Annotated in this window: 15 protein-coding genes and 4 pseudogenes; 13 read left to right on the top strand and 6 right to left on the bottom strand. The window is 69.2% G+C overall.

Annotation, left to right across the window (positions count from 1 at the left end):
• Positions 1-59: 59 nt before the first annotated feature.
• Positions 60-980, bottom strand: coding sequence for a helix-turn-helix transcriptional regulator (locus ASD48_RS23570; protein ID WP_057603677.1), 921 nt, complete (start codon positions 978-980; stop codon positions 60-62).
• A gap of 173 nt (positions 981-1,153) precedes the next feature.
• On the opposite strand from ASD48_RS23570, the gene ASD48_RS23565 reads away from it, so the two are divergent.
• The 6 genes and pseudogenes from ASD48_RS23565 to ASD48_RS42280 form a co-directional block, all read left to right on the top strand.
• On the top strand, positions 1,154-2,500 hold the full coding sequence (locus tag ASD48_RS23565) for an aldehyde dehydrogenase family protein (RefSeq protein ID WP_057603676.1): 1,347 nt from the start codon (positions 1,154-1,156) through the stop codon (positions 2,498-2,500).
• Positions 2,501-2,796: 296 nt separating this feature from the next.
• Positions 2,797-3,078 (top strand): hypothetical protein, encoded by a 282-nt coding sequence (locus tag ASD48_RS23560; RefSeq protein ID WP_057603675.1) that lies wholly within the window; start codon positions 2,797-2,799, stop codon positions 3,076-3,078.
• 203 nt (positions 3,079-3,281) lie between these two features.
• Positions 3,282-5,531, top strand: a complete 2,250-nt coding sequence (locus tag ASD48_RS23555; protein ID WP_057603674.1) for an MMPL family transporter — start codon at positions 3,282-3,284, stop codon at positions 5,529-5,531.
• A 7-nt stretch (positions 5,532-5,538) separates the two neighbouring features.
• The gene (locus tag ASD48_RS23550; RefSeq protein WP_057603673.1) at positions 5,539-6,885 is read left to right on the top strand and encodes a sensor histidine kinase; all 1,347 of its coding nucleotides are present in this window, start codon (positions 5,539-5,541) and stop codon (positions 6,883-6,885) included.
• A complete protein-coding gene (locus ASD48_RS23545) occupies positions 6,882-7,574 on the top strand; it encodes a response regulator transcription factor (protein WP_057603672.1) in 693 nt (230 codons plus the stop codon). Before ASD48_RS23550 ends, ASD48_RS23545 begins: the two co-directional genes overlap by 4 nt.
• 44 nt (positions 7,575-7,618) lie before the next feature.
• Positions 7,619-8,080: pseudogene (locus tag ASD48_RS42280) on the top strand (nuclear transport factor 2 family protein); the annotation flags it as partial.
• Positions 8,081-8,218: 138 nt separating this feature from the next.
• Here ASD48_RS42280 and ASD48_RS23540 read toward each other — a convergent pair.
• The 5 genes and pseudogenes from ASD48_RS23540 to ASD48_RS23520 all read right to left on the bottom strand — a co-directional run.
• Positions 8,219-8,428 (bottom strand): annotated as a pseudogene (locus tag ASD48_RS23540) (FAD-dependent monooxygenase); the annotation flags it as partial.
• Between the two features lie 78 nt (positions 8,429-8,506).
• Positions 8,507-9,245: pseudogene (locus ASD48_RS23535) on the bottom strand (DUF4142 domain-containing protein).
• Between the two features lie 325 nt (positions 9,246-9,570).
• Entirely contained in the window at positions 9,571-9,810 is a 240-nt protein-coding gene (locus ASD48_RS23530) for a DNA-binding protein (RefSeq protein ID WP_242432704.1), read from the bottom strand.
• A gap of 65 nt (positions 9,811-9,875) precedes the next feature.
• Complete coding sequence (locus ASD48_RS23525; protein ID WP_107104383.1) at positions 9,876-11,126, bottom strand: IS256 family transposase; 1,251 nt, start codon at positions 11,124-11,126, stop codon at positions 9,876-9,878.
• 211 nt (positions 11,127-11,337) lie between these two features.
• Positions 11,338-11,934 (bottom strand): SMI1/KNR4 family protein, encoded by a 597-nt coding sequence (locus tag ASD48_RS23520; protein ID WP_057603726.1) that lies wholly within the window; start codon positions 11,932-11,934, stop codon positions 11,338-11,340.
• Positions 11,935-12,229: 295 nt separating this feature from the next.
• On the opposite strand from ASD48_RS23520, the gene ASD48_RS43530 reads away from it, so the two are divergent.
• The 7 genes and pseudogenes from ASD48_RS43530 to ASD48_RS23485 form a co-directional block, all read left to right on the top strand.
• Positions 12,230-12,514: an ATP-dependent helicase C-terminal domain-containing protein gene (locus ASD48_RS43530; protein ID WP_348983224.1), complete on the top strand. Its 285-nt coding sequence runs from the start codon at positions 12,230-12,232 to the stop codon at positions 12,512-12,514.
• A gap of 1,466 nt (positions 12,515-13,980) precedes the next feature.
• On the top strand, positions 13,981-14,322 hold the full coding sequence (locus ASD48_RS23510) for a hypothetical protein (RefSeq protein ID WP_057603669.1): 342 nt from the start codon (positions 13,981-13,983) through the stop codon (positions 14,320-14,322).
• A complete protein-coding gene (locus ASD48_RS23505; protein ID WP_057603668.1) occupies positions 14,319-15,473 on the top strand; it encodes a hypothetical protein in 1,155 nt (384 codons plus the stop codon). The genes ASD48_RS23510 and ASD48_RS23505 overlap by 4 nt, the downstream gene beginning before the upstream one ends.
• 1 nt (position 15,474) lies before the next feature.
• A complete protein-coding gene (locus tag ASD48_RS23500; RefSeq protein WP_057603667.1) occupies positions 15,475-17,886 on the top strand; it encodes a lanthionine synthetase LanC family protein in 2,412 nt (803 codons plus the stop codon).
• Positions 17,887-17,972: 86 nt separating this feature from the next.
• On the top strand, positions 17,973-18,128 hold the full coding sequence (locus ASD48_RS23495) for a hypothetical protein (RefSeq protein WP_242432702.1): 156 nt from the start codon (positions 17,973-17,975) through the stop codon (positions 18,126-18,128).
• A gap of 89 nt (positions 18,129-18,217) precedes the next feature.
• Entirely contained in the window at positions 18,218-18,415 is a 198-nt protein-coding gene (locus ASD48_RS23490) for a helix-turn-helix domain-containing protein (protein ID WP_057603666.1), read from the top strand.
• A gap of 133 nt (positions 18,416-18,548) precedes the next feature.
• Positions 18,549-18,806, top strand: a pseudogene (locus tag ASD48_RS23485) (helix-turn-helix domain-containing protein); the annotation flags it as partial.
• Positions 18,807-18,903: the final 97 nt, after the last annotated feature.

The raw sequence follows: 18,903 nt of genomic DNA, 5'->3' as shown, positions 1-18,903 counted from the left end.
TGGCGTGCGAAGGGACGCTGGGCGTGGCGCGCAGCCAACTACCGATGATCAACTGTTCATCAAGCTGTGCGTGCCGGCGGCATCCCGGCTCCCGCCCTCGTCGCGTCGGTGCCCCAGCTGGCCAGCAGTCGTAGTGCCTCCGCCGACGGGAAACCGGGTTCGGCGTGGTACGTCACCAGCATCCGTTCGTGGGCGTCGGCCTGGTGGAACGACTCGAGGCGGAGGTCGAGTTCACCGACGAGCGGGTGGTGCAGGCGCTGGATGCCGTGGCACTTCTCCTTGACATCGTGGGTGGCCCACAGCCGCCTGAACTCCTGGCTCTTCACGGAGAGTTCGCCCACCAGAGCGGACAGCCGGGGGTCGTCCGGATGGGAGCCGGCGTCCATGCGCAGCTGAGAGACGACGTCGTTCGCTTTGTGCTCCCAGTCCACGAACAGGTCGCGGTACTCGGGCCTCATGAACACCAGCCGCGCCCAGTTCCGCTCGTGCGCCGGCAGCTCGGCCCAGTCGCCGAAGACCGCCGCGGCCATCCGGTTCCAGGCGAGGATGTCCGAGCGCCGCCCCACGAGGATCGCCGGGACGCCGTCCATGGTGTCCAGCAGCGTCCGCAGGGGGCCCCGCACCTGCTGGGCGCGGCCGGCCGGCTTCCTCTTCTGTTTCGGCTTCGCCAGGTGCGTGAGGTGGGCGTGCTCGGCGTCGCTCAGCCGCAGCGCGCGGGCGATGGCGTCGAGGACCTCCGCCGACACGTGCCGCCCGTTGCCCTGCTCCAGCCGCGTGTAGTACGCCACGGACACTCCGGCCAGCTGCGCCAGCTCCTCGCGGCGCAGCCCCGGCACCCGCCGGTACCGTCCGAAGCTCCGCAGCCCCACGTCCTCCGGCTTCAGCCGGGCCCGCCGGGTGCGCAGGAACTCGCTGAGCTCGGCACGCGGGTCCAGCGCGCCGGCGGCGGGCTCGTGCACCGGTTCGAGGTATTCGTCCATGCCTCGAGTATCCACGGCCGGACGCACACCAGCGTGACCCAACCAGTGGTAGGCATCGCGGGCATACGCAAAGCCGTGACCTGGGTGAATACCGGATCGTCCAGCACGCTCGAGACCGTGCCCGGCTGGAAGGCAGCCGAGGCGTGGCTTGCATCAAGAACGGAGCACACCCCATGACCGCAACACAGGGGACCGAGTCGAGGACGCACCAGACGGAAACGGCCGCGGAAGCGGTCGGCCGCCTTCGTGCGACCTTCAACACCGGCGTCACCCGCGGACTGGACTGGCGCGTCAACCAGCTGCAGCGGCTGCGGGCACTGCTGGTCGAAAACGAGCAGGAACTGATCGAAGCGCTCTGGGCGGACCTGCGGAAGAACCCCGCCGAGGCGAAGACGCAGGAGATCGACTTCACCGTCGCCGACATCGACGAGACGCTGGCGAATCTCGAGAGCTGGCTTCAGCCCCGCCCGGTGGAGGTTCCCGCCCACTTCGGTCCCACGACAACCGCCTACACCACGTACGACCCGCTCGGGGTCGTCCTGGTGATCGCTCCGTGGAATTTCCCGCTGCACCTTCTCATCGACCCCATCATCGGCGCACTGGCCGCCGGAAACACCGTGGTGGCCAAGCCGAGCGAGATCTCGGTGCACACATCGGCAGTCGCTTCACGCCTGCTGCGAGAGTACTTCGACGCCGACGTGCTCACCGTCGTCGAAGGGGGCGCCGAGGAGACCACGGCCCTCCTGGCACAGCGCTTCGACCACATCTTCTACACCGGCAACGGCACCGTCGGCCGGATCGTCATGGCCGCAGCCGCCAAGAACCTCACCCCCGTCACGCTCGAACTCGGAGGCAAGTCACCGGTCTTCGTCGCGCCCGACGCCGACGTGGACGAGACCGCCAAGCGGCTGGTGGGCGCCAAGTTCGGCAACGCCGGTCAGCAGTGCATAGCCCCCGACTACGTTCTGGCCGATCCTGCCACCGCCGCCGCACTGGTCCCCGCCCTGCGTGCGGCAGTCGACGCCCAGTTCGGCACCAGCCCGCAGACATCGGCCGGCTTCGGCAGGATCATCAACGAGCGGCACTTCGACCGGCTCACCGCTCTGCTGGACTCCGGCCGTGCGGCGGTGGGAGGGCGGCACGACCGTGACGACCTGTTCATCGCACCGACCGTGCTCACCGATGTCGACCCCGCATCGCCGGTCATGCAGGAGGAGATCTTCGGTCCGATCCTCGCCGTCGTCGAAGTCGAAGACCTCGATGCCGCCATCGCCTTCATCAACGAACGCGACAAGCCCCTCGCCCTCTACGCCTTCACCGAGTCCGAAGCCACCAAGTCACGCCTCCTGAACGAGACGTCCTCCGGCGGCGTCGCCTGGGGCCAGCCGGTGATGCAACTGCTCATGACCGGCCTGCCCTTCGGTGGCGTCGGCGAAAGCGGCATGGGCCGGTACCACGGCCGGTATTCCCTCGAGACGTTCAGCCACCTCAAGGGTGTCGCGGACGTACCGCTCAGCTAGACCCGCCCTCTCCCGAAGCAGGCTGCCCGACGGGCGATCGGCCGACGGAAGTGCCTCAGGCCGGTGAGAACGAGGATCGCTGAGATCTCTGTTCCCGCCACCGCTAAAAGCGCGTTCCAGGCGAAGCGGTGTACCGGTCCTCTTCGCGGGGGCGCATCGAGGAAGTCGGCCGCAGCGCGGCCTACGGACACCGATCCCTACCGACTCCGGCGGCGGCACCCATGACTTCGTCACCTGGCCGGCCGCTGATCGTGCGCGCAAGGAGCGAACGCCCTTACTCCGGCGGGCAGTTGCGCTTGGCCGGCGTCGACACCGACGCCGACGGTCGTGCAGACCGTCGCGGTGGTCAGAAAAGGCGTATCCCTCCCGAGGGGCCGGCCGCGGCCGAAGTGCTGTCCGAACTGTTCGGTGACACCGATCGGGCCGCCGTACCGCGCAGTCTGGAGTCCGGGATCGAGGCAGGAGCGGAGCACTACCGCAGGCTCGTCGCCCGGGTGTGCGGGCAGGATTCGTCGCCCGACGCGACCGAGGAGCTGGAATGGCTGGCGCGGGCCCTGCGCGCCGCGGATCAGACCTGACATCGAATTCCAGAATCAAGCCATGCCCGGCCCCGGACCGGCTCGTAGTGCGTACGCACCAGGACACGTGAGTGCCTGGTCCGGATGCACCAGGGGAGGACGGCGGCGGAGGACGATGCCCGGCAGGGCGCCGGAGGGAAGTGTGGGTGGCGCGTGAATCTCACGCGTTCCCCCTTGCCCTACGGCGTCTGGAGTGATCAAAGGTGGCAACGTTTCTTTGCCGGATCGGACGGTGGGCCTTCCGGCGGCGCCGGCTCGTGGGCGGTCTGTGGCTGGGTGTCCTGGTGCTGGCCGTGGTCGGCGCCGCCGTGGCGCCGGCCGGGGACGAAGAGGACCTCTCCATGCCCGGCACCGAGTCGCAGAAGGCGTTCGACCTGTTGGACGAGCGCTTCCCGCAGAGCAACTCCCAGGGTGCCGAGGCCCGTTTGGTGTTCCAGGCCCCGGACGGGCAGCGGGTGACGGCCAGAGAGCACAGGGCGGCCGTCGAGGACACGCTCGGCTCCCTGGTCCGGGGCGATCAGGTCGCGTCGACGACCGACCCGTACGAGACCGGCGCTGTCAGCGAGGACGGCACCATCGCCTACTCCACGGTCACCTACACCGCCGAGGCCGTCGACCTGACCGGGGCGACGAAGAGCGCCTTGGAGAACGCCGCGAGCCAGGCGCGGGACGCGGGGCTGACCGTGGAGATCGGTGGGTCGGCCCTGGACGCGGAAGAGGAACTGGGCGGTACGACCGAGCTCATCGGTGTGGCGGTAGCGGCGGTGGTCCTTGTCCTCGCCCTCGGGTCGCTGGTCGCGGCCGGACTGTCGCTGCTGACCGCCTTCGTGGGCGTGGCCATAGCCTTCGGCCTGGTTTCCGCGCTGGCGGTTCCGCTGGGCCTGACGTCCACCGTCGCCATCCTGGCGCTGATGCTGGGGCTGGCGGTCGGTATCGACTACGCCCTCTTCATCACCTCCCGCTTCCGCGACGAGCGCGCCCAGGGCGGCGAGCCGGAGGAGGCCGCGGGCCGGGCGGTGGGCACGGCCGGATCCGCCGTCGTCTTCGCCGGCGCGACCGTCTTCATCGCCCTGGCCGGGCTGAGGGTCGTCGGCATCCCCGAACTCACCAAGATGGGCATGGGCGGTGCGGGCGCCGTGGCCCTTGCCGTACTCGTCGCGCTGACCCTGGTCCCCGCGCTGTTCGGCTTCTTCGGCCGGCGGGTCCTGTCCCGAGCCGTCCGCAAGGCTGGCCGGCCGGAGAACGAGCACCCGCACCGGGTGCCCACCGCGGCCGGCCTGCCCGGGCTCGGCACCCGCTGGGCACGGTTCGTGCTGCGCCGGCCGGCGGCCGTGCTGGTGACCTCGGTACTCGGTCTTGGGACCGTCGCCCTGCCGACGCTGAGCCTCGAACTCGGGCTGCCCGGAGACGAGTCCAAGTCAGTGGAGACCACCCAGCGCCGCGCCTACGACCTGCTGTCGGAGGGCTTCGGCCCCGGCTTCAACGGCCCGTTGACCGTCGTCGTGGACATGCCGGAATCCGCCGACGCCCGGGCCACCACGGACCGGGTCGTCGAGACCGTACGGGGAGTGGACGGGGTCGCGTCGGTCGGTGAGCCCGTTCTCAACCGGACCAAGGACACGGCCGTCCTCACCGCCGTACCGCGGACCGCGCCGAACAGTGGCGAGACCAAGGACCTGGTGCACGCGATCCGGGGCGCGGTCTCCGACGTCGACGCCGACACCGGCGCCGCCGTCCTGGTGACCGGCACCACCGCGATGAACATCGACATCTCCGAAGCCATGTCCGACGCCCTCATCCCTTATCTGGCCGTGGTCATCGGACTGGCGGTGCTCCTGCTGACGGTGGTCTTCCGCTCGGTGCTGGTCCCGGTCAAGGCCGCGCTCGGCTTCCTGCTGTCGGTGGGTGCCGCCTTCGGCGTTCTCGTCGCGGTCTTCCAGTGGGGCTGGGTGGCAGGTCTGCTCGGCATCGAGCAGACCGGACCGGTCATGTCGCTGATGCCGATCCTCATCATCGGCATAGTCTTCGGCCTCGCCATGGACTACGAGGTCTTCCTCCTCGCCCGGATGCGGGAGGCCTACGTCCATGGCGCGTCCCCCGGCGAGGCGGTCGTCAGCGGGTTCCGGCACAGCGGACGGGTGGTGGCCGCGGCGGCGATCATCATGATCAGCGTCTTCGCCGGATTCGTAGGGATGAGCAGCCCGACCATCCAGACGATGGGCGTCGGGCTGGCCGCCGCCGTCGCCTTCGACGCCTTCGTGGTCCGGATGGCGATCGTGCCCGCGGTCCTGGCACTGCTCGGCCACCGGGCCTGGTGGCTGCCTCGTATCCTGAACCGTGTGCTGCCGAATGTGGATATCGAGGGCGAGAAACTGAGCCGGCATGTCCCGGCCCCCGCCACCAACCCGGACGCGGCGGTGCGGCGGCTCCCCGTCGGCCGGCAGCAGCACTGAGCCGACCATGACGCACACGGGGGGCGGTGGCCCGCGATCACGCGTCCCGTGGTGGCGGGAGGCAGCGGTCACGGCGGCGGCGTTCGCGCTCTGCCTGTTCGGCGGCGTGGTGCAGGACGACGGCAGCACGCTGTCACCGCCGTCCGCCGCCGCCTACCTCATCGCCGTGGTGTCCTGTGCCGCGCTGCCGGTGCGGCACCGGACGCCCCTGGCCGTCTTGGTGGTCACGACCGCTTGCGGGGTGCTGGGGCCCGTACTCGGCCTCCTGCTGAGCCCGCTCATCGTGGCCCCCGCCGTGATCACCGCCTACTCGTACGCGCTCACCGCGCGCACCGAACGGCGCGCGGCGAGCGCGGTGCTGCTCATCTCCGCGGCACTGCTGGTCGCCTCCACCCCCTTGTTCGGGGCCCTCTCGTGGAAAGATGCGAGCAGGGTGGGAGCGGTGGCGGCGTTCCCGCTGGTGGCCGGCGTACTCGGTCACTCGGTACGGAACCGACGGGCCTACCTGGCGGCCGTGGAGGAGCGGGCCCGGCGGGCCGAGGAGAGCCGGGACAGCGAGGCGCGCCAGAGAGTGGCCGAGGAACGGGTGCGCATCGCCCGGGAGTTGCACGACCTCGTAGCGCATCAGATCACCCTGGCCAACGCGCAGGCCACGGTCGCCGCCCACCTCTTCGACACCCGCCCGGAACAGACCCGCACGAGCCTCAGGGAACTCGTCGAGACCACCGGCCACGCGCTCGACGAACTGCGGGCCACGGTAGGTCTGTTGCGTCAGTCCGGGGACGCGGCCACGCCCGCCGAACCGGCGCCCGGCCTGTCCCGGCTTCCCACGCTCCTGGAGTCCTTCCGCCGCGCGGGTCTGGAGGTGACGGTGCACCAGGAGGGCACGGCCAGGCCGCTGCCGCCGGGAGTGGACCTCACCGCCTACCGCATCGTCCAGGAGGCCCTGACCAACGTGACCAAGCACGCCAGTACCGGCAGCGCCCGGGTGCGCCTCGCCTTCGGCCGCGATCGCGTGACCATCACCGTCGCCGACGACGGAGGGGGCGCGCGTACGGCGCCGACCGCGCCCACGAGGCCGAGGGCGTCCGCCGTAGTGGACCGTCCGCCCGGTTACGGCCTGATCGGGATGCGGGAACGAGCCACCGCGGTCGGGGGACAACTCTCCGCGGGCAGGCGCCCGGAGGGCGGCTTCCTCGTCTCCACTCAGCTGCCCCTGCCGCCCGCCAAGGACACCACACAGGGCGATACGACAGGGAACACTGACGAAGCAACAACCATCGAGGGGCCAATGACTGACGGAACGACAGGCCACGGACGGACCGGCGACGCAGAGGCCGGGGACGCGTCGTGACGCTCAGGGTTCTGCTCGCGGACGATCAGGCTCTGCTGCGCGGTGCCTTCCGCATGCTTCTCGACACCGCCGACGACATCACCGTGGTGGGCGAGGCCGGTGACGGCAGAGAGGCGGTGCGACTCACCCGGGAGCTGCGCCCGGACGTGGTGATCATGGACATCCGTATGCCTGGGACGGACGGTCTCACCGCCACGTCGGAGATCTGCGCGGATCCGGAACTGCGTGCCAGTCGCGTCCTGATCCTCACCACGTACGAGACCGAAGAATACGTCGCCCAGGCGCTGCGCGCGGGGGCCAGCGGCTTCATCGGCAAGGGCATCGGGGCCGAGGACCTGGCGGACGCCGTCCGTACGATCGCCGACGGCGACACTCTTCTGTCTCCGGCCGCGACCCGCTCCCTGGTCGCCCGTTTCCTGGCCACACCGGACACCCCCTCGCCGCAGCACGCCGAACAACTCGCCCTGCTCACCCCGCGCGAACGCGAGATGGTGGCTCTGGTCTCGACCGGCCTGTCCAACCAGGAGATCGCCGAGCGGATGTTCCTCAGCCCCTTCACCGTCCGCGCCCACGTGCAGCGCGCCATGACGAAGCTGGAGGCCCGCGACCGGGCCCAACTCGTCGTCATCGCCTACCGGACGGGCCTGGCCCACGCCGCCCCCGACGGCGGCACCGACCGCCTGCCGTAGCGAAGCCCACGGCGGAGGCGCTATTGAGGGTGCACGAGCGGGGCATGCGACCTGCGCCTTGTACCGAGCTTCCGCACACTCCGCAGAGGCCGGTCGTCGGCGTGACAGACAGCGGCAGCCGGCATTCCGCACTAGATCCAACGATGGGCGACATCGCTGGCACTCCCTGCAAGGGTCCCGAGGGCGACCCTGTCCACACCCGGCTCATCACCCTCGCGAAGGACTGGGCGGAAGCCATCGTCTCCAACGACGCCACCCGCATCGGTGGCTTCATGGCCGATGAGGGGGTCATCGTCTCCGCGGCTGGCGTCTCCGCCAAGGAGCAGTTCCTCTCGCTCGTCGAGTCCGGGGAGTTGACCCACTCGGCAATGAACAGCGTCAGCCAGCCCAGGATCCGGGTGTACGGCGATACCGCGGTTTTGACGGGGCGGGTGACGAACACGGCCCACCACAAGGGCCAACGCTTCGACGCCGACGAGTGGACGACCGATGTGTTCGTGAACCGGAACGGCCGCTGGCTGTCCGTGCTGAGTCACATTACGGCGGCAGCCCCGGACCGAGATCCACGAGTTCCTCGTCGATCTCGCGTATCCGTTGCCGTATCAGGTCACGGCATCGGGGCGAACTTGGGCAGCACAAGAGCCATCCCGGTTCGTGGCCAGGGCGTCGGCGAGTATGTAGGCGCCGACCAGTGCGAGGCTCGATCCTTGCCCGGTGAGGAACGAGGGTGCGTACGCGGCGTCGCCGACGAGAGCAACGCGGCCGCTGGACCAGTGGGGCATGCGGATCTGACCGGCCGTGTCGAAGAACAGGTCGTCCGCGTCGCGCATGGCGTCGACCATACGAGGCACCTCCTGAAGCAGGTGCGAGGGGTAGCCGGGATCGGGATCGCCCGTCTTGGCATGACTGGTTCAGACACAGGCACTGAGGGTCTATCCGCCGTTCAGGGCGGGGCCGTTCATGGCGGGGCCGAGGTCGGCAGGGGTGGAGGTGGCGTTCGGCGGCGGGGGCAGGACGACCAAGGGCTGGCCGGCGGGTGGGACCGGTGGGGTCATGTCCGACTTGGGGAGCTTGGGCGGGGTGGTCTGGGTGAACAGGGTGGTGTCGAAGTCGACCAGGCCGGTCTTCTCCATGACCGTGATGTGGTCCAGGACGGTGTCGTTGGCCTGGTCGGCCAGGGCGCGTACCAGGGTGTTCTTCGTCGTCGAGCGGACCTTCGCCACGGTGTTGAAGATCGATCCGTGGGTCATGCGCAGGATGTTGGCGAAGTCGATGTCGAACTGCTTGCCCTGGGCCGCCTGAAGAGTGGCGACGAACCCCTGCTGTTGCGGGCTGGCTATGTTGGGCAGGACGACGTTCAGCATCGGTGCGATCTTGCGGCAGGTATCGTCCAGCGCGGCGTGCCCGTCGATCAGGTGCTGGCTGGCGGTCAGGACCCCTTTGCTCTGGCCTTTTTGCAGCCCGATCTGCCCGACCGGGTGTTCCCACAGTCCGGCCGCGCGCACCGCGACGACGAAGGCCCGGTCGCTTTCGGTGAACGGTCCCCCACTGGGTGGTGGCGATGAGGCGGTCGCCGGAGGTCGACACGGTGTCCAGGCCGAGCAGCGAGGGGTAGACGAGGGCACTGACCGTCAGGGTCAACGCGCCGCCCACTACGAGAGTGCCCAGCATGTTGCGCGAAAACTGCACTGTTCCTCCTGCGCGGTCAGGGAATCTATCGGGTCACTCATGGCCCAGCCGGAGCGGACGAAGACAGATACGCGCGTGACGCCTTTCGGGCTCACCCGGTTCCCGTGAAAGCTCAAGAGGAAGTAAAGACGTTACCGTCGGCGGACTCCCTCGCGCTGCAGACGGCTGTTCTGAGGAGGGTATGGCGTAGTTCTCGGATGGCTGCGAGGGCGAGGACCCCGCGGCGTGGATGCCTGCGTGACGCTTTGGCCCGGTCGTACTGGATAAACCGGGTCCCGAGCTGTCGTCAAGGCTTGTGGATCAGCGATCAGAACCAGTTGATCGTGTCCTTCAGGAGCCGGGTGAGCTTCGCCCGCTGTGTTGCGTTCGCTCGCCAGGTTTTCTCGGCTTGAACGCTGGCGGTTGTGACTCCCGCCTGGCCGGCCGGGTTCTCCGCCGGTGTCAGACGGCGGTTGGCGATGAGCATTCCGACCCGGATGAGTGTGACGCCCAGGTGGCGGGCTGCTTCTGGCTGGGACATCCAGGCGTCGTCCTTGACGGTGTCCACCTTGAGGAGAACGTAGCCGCGGTTGTTCCGCGAGCACGACCGCCCCGTTCGGCGTCTATCGTGCATCATGCCGCCGCCTTCGGCCGCTCGACCATGAGGCCGCGTTCGAAGCGGGCTCCGGCGCGGACGAGGGCGACGAGGTGGGGTGCGTTCACGGCCCGCCACCGCTGCTGTGCGGACTCGACGAGCTTGAAGACCATGGCCAAGGCGGCGGCCGGACTGCCGGCGCCCCGGGTGGCCTTGGTCCGCAGGCGGACCGTGGCGAAGGTCGACTCGATCGGATTGGTTGTCCGCAGGTGGATCCAGTGCTCGGCGGGGAAGTCGTAGAACGCCGGCAGTTCGTCGACGTCGTCGGTGATCTTTTTGACGGCCTTGGGGAGCTTCACGCCGTAGGTTTTGGCGAACCCGGCGACGGCCTTGAGCGCGTGGTCGCGGTCCTCGGCGTTGTAAATCTCCTGCAGAGCCTTCTTCGCGCCGGGCTGGGCGGACTTCGGCAGGGCGTTGGCGAAGTTGGCGATCTTGTGAACCCAGCGCCTCTGATGCCGGGCCTCGGGGAACACCTCGGCCAGGGCTTCCCAGAACCCGAGTGCGCCGTCGCCGATGGCGAGGACGGGGGCGCGCATGCCCCGGCGTGCACAGTCCCGCAGCAGGTCGGCCCAGGAGTCGGCGGATTCGCGGTAGCCGTCGCTCATGGCGATCAGCTCTTTGGTGCCGTCCGCGCGCACGCCCATCAGTACGAGCACGCACGATTTCGCCTCGCGCAGGCGTATACGCAGGTGGATGCCGTCGGCCCATACGTAGACGTAGTCGCTGGTGGACAGATCGCGCTCGCCGAACGCGGCGTGGTCGGCCTGCCATTGCTGGGTGAGGCGGGTGACCGTCGCCGGTGAGAGACCGGCCGTCGAGCCGAGGAACTGCTCCAGGGCGGGCACGAAGTCGCCAGAGGACAGGCCGTGCAGATAGAGCAGGGGCAGCACCTCGCTGACCTTCGGGGACTTGCGGCACCACGGCGGCAGAATCGCCGAGGAGAAGCGGTTGCGCTCGCCGGTGGCCTCGTCGACGCGCTTGTCGTTGACCCGCGGGGCCTTCACCTCGACCGCCCCGGCCGCGGTCGTGACCTTTCTCGCCTGGTGATAGCCGTTGCGGAGAACCAGACGGTGCCCGCGCGCATCCCGCTGATCGGTCAACTCGGCTATATAGGCGTTGACTTCAGCTTCCAGAGCGGCTGCCAGCATTCGCCTCGCGCCCTGGCGAACGATGTCGTCGATCAGTGAGCCGGTCTCGGTCGTTCCATCGGTATTCACTACGCTCAGCACGGGCGTGCCTTCCCGACCGACGGTGCAACGTCGGCCTACTCGATGACGAGAAGTCGATCACTCGGGAAGGTACGCCCTTCGCGTCCACTCCGAGGCCGATCCGCAAGTCATGAGCATTGCTCCTACTAAATGCGGCTGAGCGTTTCAATTGGCGAGGTTCGCCGCTCGAAGCGCTCAGCGCTGTTCAGGAAGCCGTCCAGGGTCGCTTCGTTCAGAACGGCTCAAAGCTTGGTTGAACGGGGCCGATCTCTCCGGCGACGACCAGTTCCTCCAGGTCCTCCAGTTCCAGGAACTCCAGAGCTTCGGGTTCGATGCCGTGGTATCGGTCCACGTCGAGCAGCCGCCGCACGAACGCGAGGGCGAAACTCGAGAACGGACCATCGAAGGTTTCGCAGCCCTCTTCATGGAGCATCGTGACGATCTTCCAATGCTCCGGGTCTGGGTCGCAGGGCAGGAAGAAGTGCTCGTCGCCGCTGTAGTTGTATCCCCAGGAGATCAGCCCACCGGGTTCGGGGTGGAAAGGGTACGGGACATGCTCGGCGTCGCCGCGGCTCAGGGCCCTGTCTCGACGCTCCGTGAACATCTGGTGCGTCTTGTGCATGCGCTCCAGCAACGGGCTCGATCCATGCGGGTGGAAGACAGCGAGCTCGCCGGAGATGACCCCGCTACCGTAGGCATTGAGGAACGTCTTGAAGTCGCTGGGCAGAGCGGAACCTATGTGGTGCTCGACCTCGTCCCAGTCTTCTGGGTTCGGCTGCCGGTGGGCGGGCCGGCCCAGCAGGGCCTTCAACTCATCCAACGAGGACATGTACTGCTCCAAGTCTGATCAGCGGGGATCTGCGCCGCCAACCTAGCCGGGGCGAGCCGGTGTCGAGTGGCTCAGGGCACCCCGACTGCTCTACTACCGGCAGTTCAAGCGATTGCTCGACACCTACGCCGAAGATCTGGAACAGGCTTCGATGCCGACCGGCCCCAGGAGCAGCCAAAGCGGGGAGGGCCGCGTCACCCGGCGGGTGCGAGTCCCGGGGTCACCACCGTCACGGCGACTTCCGTCGCTGACCTAAGCCCCTTGAGCCGGTGAGCGATGTGGGGATCGCTCCGGCGTGACACGGTGGCGGCGCGCGACGCGGTGGTGCGGTCGCGCGCCGCTTCACGTTCGCGTCGTTCTGGCGCGAGGGAACCGCGCTGTGCTGGCCGAGCTCCGCGGCCGCTACCCCCGCCACCCGTGGCCGGAGGACCCGGCTGCGGCCGGGCCGGACCGGGCGGCTCAACGCGCCCAAGTAGCGGCAGGCTGCCCCGCATCGTCTGCCGCCGGCTGCATCGCCGGGCGCTTCCCGGCCGGGAGTGCCACGGGCAGCCCGGGGTCAGCCGCCACCCGAGCCGGCTGAGGCCGAACCGCCGGAGGTCCAGCCAGAGTTGGGCTGCGGGCGATCGCGCGTGCTGCGCTCGGTGCGCAGCTGCACCGTGACCTCAGCCGGGCCGAGCAGGGCCTTGAGCGTGTCGGCGAGCCGCTGTGGGTCGCCGCCGGACGGGAGCGTGAGCCGCTCCTGGACGTCCCGCAGGACGAGTTCCAGCGTGAGCGTGGAGACGGCCGGCTTGTAGTCCCCCTCGTACGGCTCCACCACCTTGTGCGTCAGCCGGATCTCCCGCAGGGTCTTGACGGGCAGCCAGTCGTCCGGCCCGGCGGCCCGGACCAACCGCAGGGACGCGGGCACCCCGGCCGGCGCGAACTCCACCCGCAGGATNCCCCCACCACCACGAACACGGTCGACGCCCGTGCCCCGGCCAGCGCCATCCAGAAGGCGACGAGCAGGGTCGGCACGCCCAGGGCGAGCGGAGTGAACAGCGCCGGCCCCGCCGAGGTCAGCGCGTTCCACGCCGGCCCGGCCGGGCCGGCGCGCAGGACCAGATCCGTCGAGTCGGGGCCTTGTCTCAGCAAGGGATCGGTGGCCATGCCTCCAGCGTAGGACCGGTCCGCAAGAGCGCCTCGACCCTGTCTGGCCGATGGGGCACGGCTTCTGACGGCCCGTAGCCCTCAGCCGGCGGACGCGGCGCGCGGCCCAGGGCTCGAACCACGCGGAGTGGCTGCGCCGGGCGCTGATCGACGCCGGGGAGATCCAGGCCGCCCGCGCCTGAGGGACCCGGATCGCGGCCCGGCCTGCCGCCGAGGCGACGGGGGCCGGCTACCCGAGCCGCCCGGCCGCGTCCACCACCTCTGGTGGTGGCTGCCTTGTATCTGGAGCAGGGTCCGGCCGCGCAGGGCTGGGTTGAACCGCCCCGAGTCTGATGGAGACATCGAAGACCCGGAAGGATTCTGATCACGGATGCACCCCGGAAGTGCTCTGACGAGCTGAGTGAGCGTGCGACACCGATGGCCGCCGAGGCCCGCAAGGTCCCTGCGGCGCGCAATGACGCGTTCGGCATCCAGCCGATCTGCGCGGCAGTGAAGTCACCGACGCCGAGATGACACAGAGCACCTACTACGCCGCCGCATCCCGACTGCCATCCGCCCGCAGCATCCGCGACCAGAAACTCACCGAGGAGATCAGCGTGATCCACGCGGACAACTGAGGACGGTACGGTGCGTCGGGCCGTCAACGTGCACCGCAAGCTCAGCCCACCCCACGAGATGACAAACGGGAGGAGCCTCTGCATGCTGAATTAAAGGAATACCCTGTTGGGCTATCGCTGATGATGCAGATTCCACAGGGGATCGGGCGAGGCGGCAGACGACGCCTGCCTACCACCCTGCGTCACCAATCTCACCGGCGGTGCCGTGCGTCAGGCCATGGCTCGGGTGTTTCGACGTTCTTATCCATCAGGTCCCGACAAGCCGTCCACCGTGGAGGTTGGCATGTCTTTCATGTTCAGAGACCTAATGGTCACCGTTCTCAACGACGAGGTCGGTGAGACGCAGCGCCGCCGCTCGGTCGTCTGCTGCGCCCTGCCGACCGTCCACTGTGGCTCGCTGACGTGTCCGCTGACCTCGGTCATCCATAGGCAAACCGATATCCCCAGCCTGCCCATGCTGAAGCGCGAGTTGCAGAACGCGCTGGCGCAGGTGGAGTCGGCCGAGGCCACAGCCCGCGCACAGTCGCAGCCGAAGACGGTGGCCGAGACGGAGTTCGTGGAGCAGCAGCTCACTGAAGCCCTTGATGAGGTTCGCCGCCTGAAGGCGACCCTTCCGCCCGCATGACGTCGTCGGTAATGGCCGGGCGCGGGCGCGTCTACCGGTCGAACCCCGGCTACCGGCTGCGTAGCTTGGCCGACCTCGCCTCGGCGGAGCGGAACGTATTGGCCCGTGTCGCCGACGATCCCGAGATCTATGGAGTACTCGTCCCCCGAGAGCACACCGGCCTGACGATCAAGCTGGTGAACCGCGACACTGCGGACCTGTTCCGCAGGCTCGTCCCCGGCGGGCGGGTGCCCGGCGACCGGGACTCGGGGGCGCTCACGCTCCAACTCAGAGATATGGTCGCGGCCGAGATTCTCGAGGTGGAGGACTGCGGCGTCTTCCGGACCGGGCTCGGCGCCCTTCCGCCCGCAGCGGAGCTACCTGTGGATGCGCAGTCGACGGGCGGGCTGATGCGCATTTCGCTTGACGCGGTCCGGCATGCCGACAGCCTCAGGTTGACCAATCCGGCCGCGATAGCTGACTGCCTCTACGCCTATCACCGTATTCCGGTCGGCCCGGCGGCGCGCCGACACTGGGCCAGGGACACGGTCGCGGCGACGCTCACGGCGACATCTCGGTCCGGTGGCGGTCCGTGGCGGCAGGTCGGCGACAGCCGTACCTGGTCCAGCTACTCCCGCCCGCACCCTGCCGCGACCAGCGCAGCCGACTCCCGCCTGTACAAGCTGTACGTGAGCCCGATGCCGGAACAGTTCCTAGATGCCGTCGCCATCACCGTCGGCCTCGCTGCGGTCCGGGACGATGCCGCCGGTTGGAAGGCCGGCAACGACTGCTACGGCGTCCTGCGCCCGGACAAGCTGATCGTCTACCTCGACTCGATGGACGCGGTGTTCTCCCTCGCCGACGACCTGCGCCGGGCGCTGGCCGGGATGTCTGTTCACGGCGTGCCGTTCACTGCCGACCTCGGCGGCGACGGACTCCTGTCGTGGGGTGTCGACCCGCCCCGGTTCTCGAAGGGATCGGGCGCGTTCCTGTCGGACAGCTGGCGGACGTGGTTGACGCACCGGCTCGCGGCGACGCTGTGGGAGGCGGCGCGGCGCGGCGTACCCGACGTGATCGATGTGGCATTGCGCCGACTCGACGCCGTCGGTGTCGACGCACGTACGTGGACGCCCGCCAGCGACCTATTCGGCCCGAGCGAGATCGAGGGTTGACATGACGGCGATCACTGGCACGTTGATCCTGCCCGACGACGTTGAGCTGACCCCGGTGACTCAGATTGACGCCGACCAGCTGGCCGGAATCCCGCACGAGGCGACCGATTGGATCCTGACCCGACCGATGTCACGGACGAGGTCATCCGTGGTCGCCAACGATCTCGCACTGGTCCTGCGGCAGTTCCGCGGCGGGGCACGGATCGTCGACGTGATCATCGGCCTCGCGCGCGGCACATCCCAGGATCCTCAGCGGTTGCTCGACGAGGTGTGGCCGGCGTTGAGTCGCCTCATCGACGCCGAATGGCTGGTCCTTGAGGGCTCACCGAAAAGCACGCGACCGGAGCCTTGGCATGCACCAGGCTCTCTCACGTCAGGGCTGATAATCGTGCGCTGCCTGAGCGTCCTGCCGGACACACAGGTCTATCAGGCCCGCACCAGCAGTGGCACCGACCTCGCCATAAAGCTCGTGGATGAATCAGTTGTGCCGGGCGCCGGCCGCGGACTGGCCGCGGAGGCGGATGCGCTGGCCCGGCTCGACGGCGTATCCGCTCCGGCCCTCGTAAGGTTGGCCGCCGAAGGCACCCGCACCACGCTCGTCATGGAATGGTGCCCGGGCGTGCCGATCACCCAGACGGCCGAGGAACAGCGGAATCGGCGCTCCGGGCGTCCAAAGCTGCGTGCGCTGCTCATTTCACTCCTCAGCACGTATGCGTCGCTGCACGGGCGTGGCGTCCTGCACGGCGACATCCATCCCCACAACGTCATCGTTGACGGCGATATCACGATCCGGTTGGTCGACTTCGGTCTCGCCCGCGTCGTCGGCGGATCGGCGTTCACCCATGCCGCCCGTGCCCGCGGGGGCGTGCCCGAGTACATGGACCCGGAGCTGGCGAGCGCACTGCGCGACGGGACACGTCCGGTGCCGGTCACCCCGGAATCCGAGCAGTATGCGCTCGCGGCACTGTGCTACCGGTTGGCGACGGGCCACCCCTACGTCGACTTTCCTGCCGAGCGCCACGAGTTCCTGCGGGCGGTTGTCGAGCAAGAGCCGGTGTCCTTCCGCGAGCGTGGCGTCCCGGACTGGCCCGATGTCGAGCGCGTGATCACCAGAGCGCTGTCGAAGGACCCGGCGTCACGCTTTCGGTCCGTCGCGGACATGGCGGAGGAACTGGCCGCCGGAGCTGAAGCGGAGCCGTCGGCTTGGCCCGGCACGGTGCCCGGCCATCGCCAGCTCGCTTCATCGTTGGTCACCCGCGTCGACGCCCGCCTCCAACCGGACGGTGAACTCTTCGCGACCGGAGCGGTGTCCGGCCCACGGGCCACGGTGATGACCGGAGCGGCCGGAATCGCGTACTACCTGCTGCGCGCCTCGATCGCCGACGGAAGGGCGACGTTGCTGGAAGCCGCTGACCAGTGGGTGGAACAGGCCGGGCATTGGGCGGACGAACCGCGCGGCATCTTCGACGAGGCCCGCGGCATGACGCCGGAGCTGGTGGGTGCGGTTTCTCCGTACCACACTGGATCAGGCATCGAGGTCGTGCGCGCCCTGGTCGCGGAGGCACGTGGTGATGTCAGCGGCCTCGTCACGGCCGTACGCAGGTTCATCCAGCTCGCCGGCCAGCCGTGCGCTAGCCTCGACCCCACGCTCGGGCGGACCAGCGTGATCGTGCCCGCGGCCCTGCTCGTAGGCGCGCTGCGCAACGTCGTCGGCTGGTCTACCACAGCCGTCGAACCGCTGCAGGCGCTGCTGGCCTTCGGGCAGGCGATCCTTGAGTCCGTCTGGCACGACCTACACTCGGCGGCCGCCCTGGCACCCGAAACGCGCCGCGGGCTGCTGGCCGGTCTCGCGTACACGGGTGCGGCCCACGGTTGGGCCGGGGTGCTCCACGCCTCCCTCATCTGGTCCGAGGCCGCTGGCATTCCGGTGCCGGCCGGCGTTGAACAACGGTTGGGAGAGTTGGCAGCACTGGCCGCCTCGGACGGTCGTGGCGTTATCTGGCCGACCCACCTCGACGGGATCAACGACGAGGTCATGCGCGGCTGGTGCCATGGGGCACCGGGCCACGTGCACCTCTGGACCGCCGCCCACCGCCTTCTCGGCGACCCGTACTACTTTGACCTGGCCTCTCGTGCAGCCTGGAGCGCATACGAGCACGACGGTGGCGGCGTCAGCCTCTGCTGCGGCGAGGCTGGCAGGGTCTTCGCACTTCTCGCCATGCACCGACATTCGGGCGACGCCGTGTGGCTGGCCAGGGCCGATCGATGCCTCGGCCGTGCCGCCGCCCAACTGCCCGCGCTCCACGACCGCGGCCTGGCGAACGGTCTGTACAAAGGCGAGCTGGGGCTCGCACTCGCCATGAGGGAGGCGGCGCGGCCGGACGACGCGAGGCAGCCGCTGGTTGAGCCCTGAAAGAGCGTCGGTCCCGGCCAAGTTGTGGCGGGCGGCGCCGGATGTGTCGCTTGGCAAGGAAATCAAACAAGCGATCTCATACCGGTATGGACGGCACCGACCTCCCCGACGACCTGCTGCGCACGCAACACGCCTGGAACACGCCCTACCGCGCGCTCGCCACGCCCCGCCCCCGCAACGTCACGGCGCTGCGCCGCCATCTGCTCCGGCTCTCCGTACGCCTGTGGTGGCACCCGTACTGAACACAGGGACCGGCAGGCCGGGAAGAGCCGCGACGCCAGGGCCGCGTGCTGGAGCGGCAGCAGTGAACCGGCGGCCGCAGCATCTGACAATGCGGGAGGAGGAGATCCTGTGCGCGATCCGCCACTCCATCCAGGACCGCGGCGAGGCGCTGTCCGTGCGGGAGCTGGCGCAGGAGATCGGGCTGCGCAGCCCGGCATCGGTGGCCCATCACCTGACCAACCTGGAGGAGCGCGGGGCACTGGCCCGCGACGGACGCAGCTGGCAGACCTGCCGCCTGGTCGGCTAGTGCTCTGACCGCATAGGTTGGCCGGTTTGGTGATCGCGGCGGTTGGATGGGGGTGATGCCCGTTCCGACTGCTGGAGGTGCGGTGGCCGAGCCTGTCCGTGTGCGCAGACTGACCGACCAGGAAGGGTAGAAACTGCAGCAGATCGTGCGCCGGGGCAGCACCAACTCGGTGCGCTACCGGCGCGCGATGATGCTGCTGGCCTCGGTCGGCGGGAACCGGGTGCCCGTGATCGCCCAGCTGGTGCAGGCCGACGAGGACACCGTCCGGGACGTGATTCACCGCTTCAACGAGATCGGCCTGGTCTGCCTGGACCCTCAGTGGGCGGGAGGCCGTCCCCGCCAGCTCAGCCCTGACGACGAGGACTTCGTCATCCAGACGGCCACCTCCCGCCGCCGGGCACTGGCAAGCGGCCCGGGCCTGCCCTCGGACGGGACCGCTCACCGCGTGCTACTCCGCGCTAGGCCGCTTGGCCCGCAGGGTGGAAGTT

The organism is Streptomyces sp. Root1310, from assembly GCF_001426425.1.
GTDB lineage: Bacteria > Actinomycetota > Actinomycetes > Streptomycetales > Streptomycetaceae > Streptomyces.
Note: the sequence above shows the minus strand (reverse complement) of the source record. Positions and strands in the feature narration are given on the sequence as shown.

Excerpts from the sequence above, each read along its gene's own strand:
- ASD48_RS23570 (WP_057603677.1), bottom strand. The coding sequence starts at position 980 with ATGGACGAATACCTCGAACCGGTGCACGAGCCCGCCGCCGGCGCGCTG.
- ASD48_RS23565 (WP_057603676.1), top strand. The coding sequence starts at position 1,154 with ATGACCGCAACACAGGGGACCGAGTCGAGGACGCACCAGACGGAAACG.
- ASD48_RS23550 (WP_057603673.1), top strand. The coding sequence starts at position 5,539 with ATGACGCACACGGGGGGCGGTGGCCCGCGATCACGCGTCCCGTGGTGG.
- ASD48_RS23520 (WP_057603726.1), bottom strand. The coding sequence starts at position 11,934 with ATGTCCTCGTTGGATGAGTTGAAGGCCCTGCTGGGCCGGCCCGCCCAC.
- ASD48_RS23510 (WP_057603669.1), top strand. The coding sequence starts at position 13,981 with ATGTCTTTCATGTTCAGAGACCTAATGGTCACCGTTCTCAACGACGAG.
- ASD48_RS23505 (WP_057603668.1), top strand. The coding sequence starts at position 14,319 with ATGACGTCGTCGGTAATGGCCGGGCGCGGGCGCGTCTACCGGTCGAAC.
- ASD48_RS23500 (WP_057603667.1), top strand. The coding sequence starts at position 15,475 with ATGACGGCGATCACTGGCACGTTGATCCTGCCCGACGACGTTGAGCTG.
- ASD48_RS23495 (WP_242432702.1), top strand. The coding sequence starts at position 17,973 with ATGGACGGCACCGACCTCCCCGACGACCTGCTGCGCACGCAACACGCC.
- ASD48_RS23490 (WP_057603666.1), top strand. The coding sequence starts at position 18,218 with ATGCGGGAGGAGGAGATCCTGTGCGCGATCCGCCACTCCATCCAGGAC.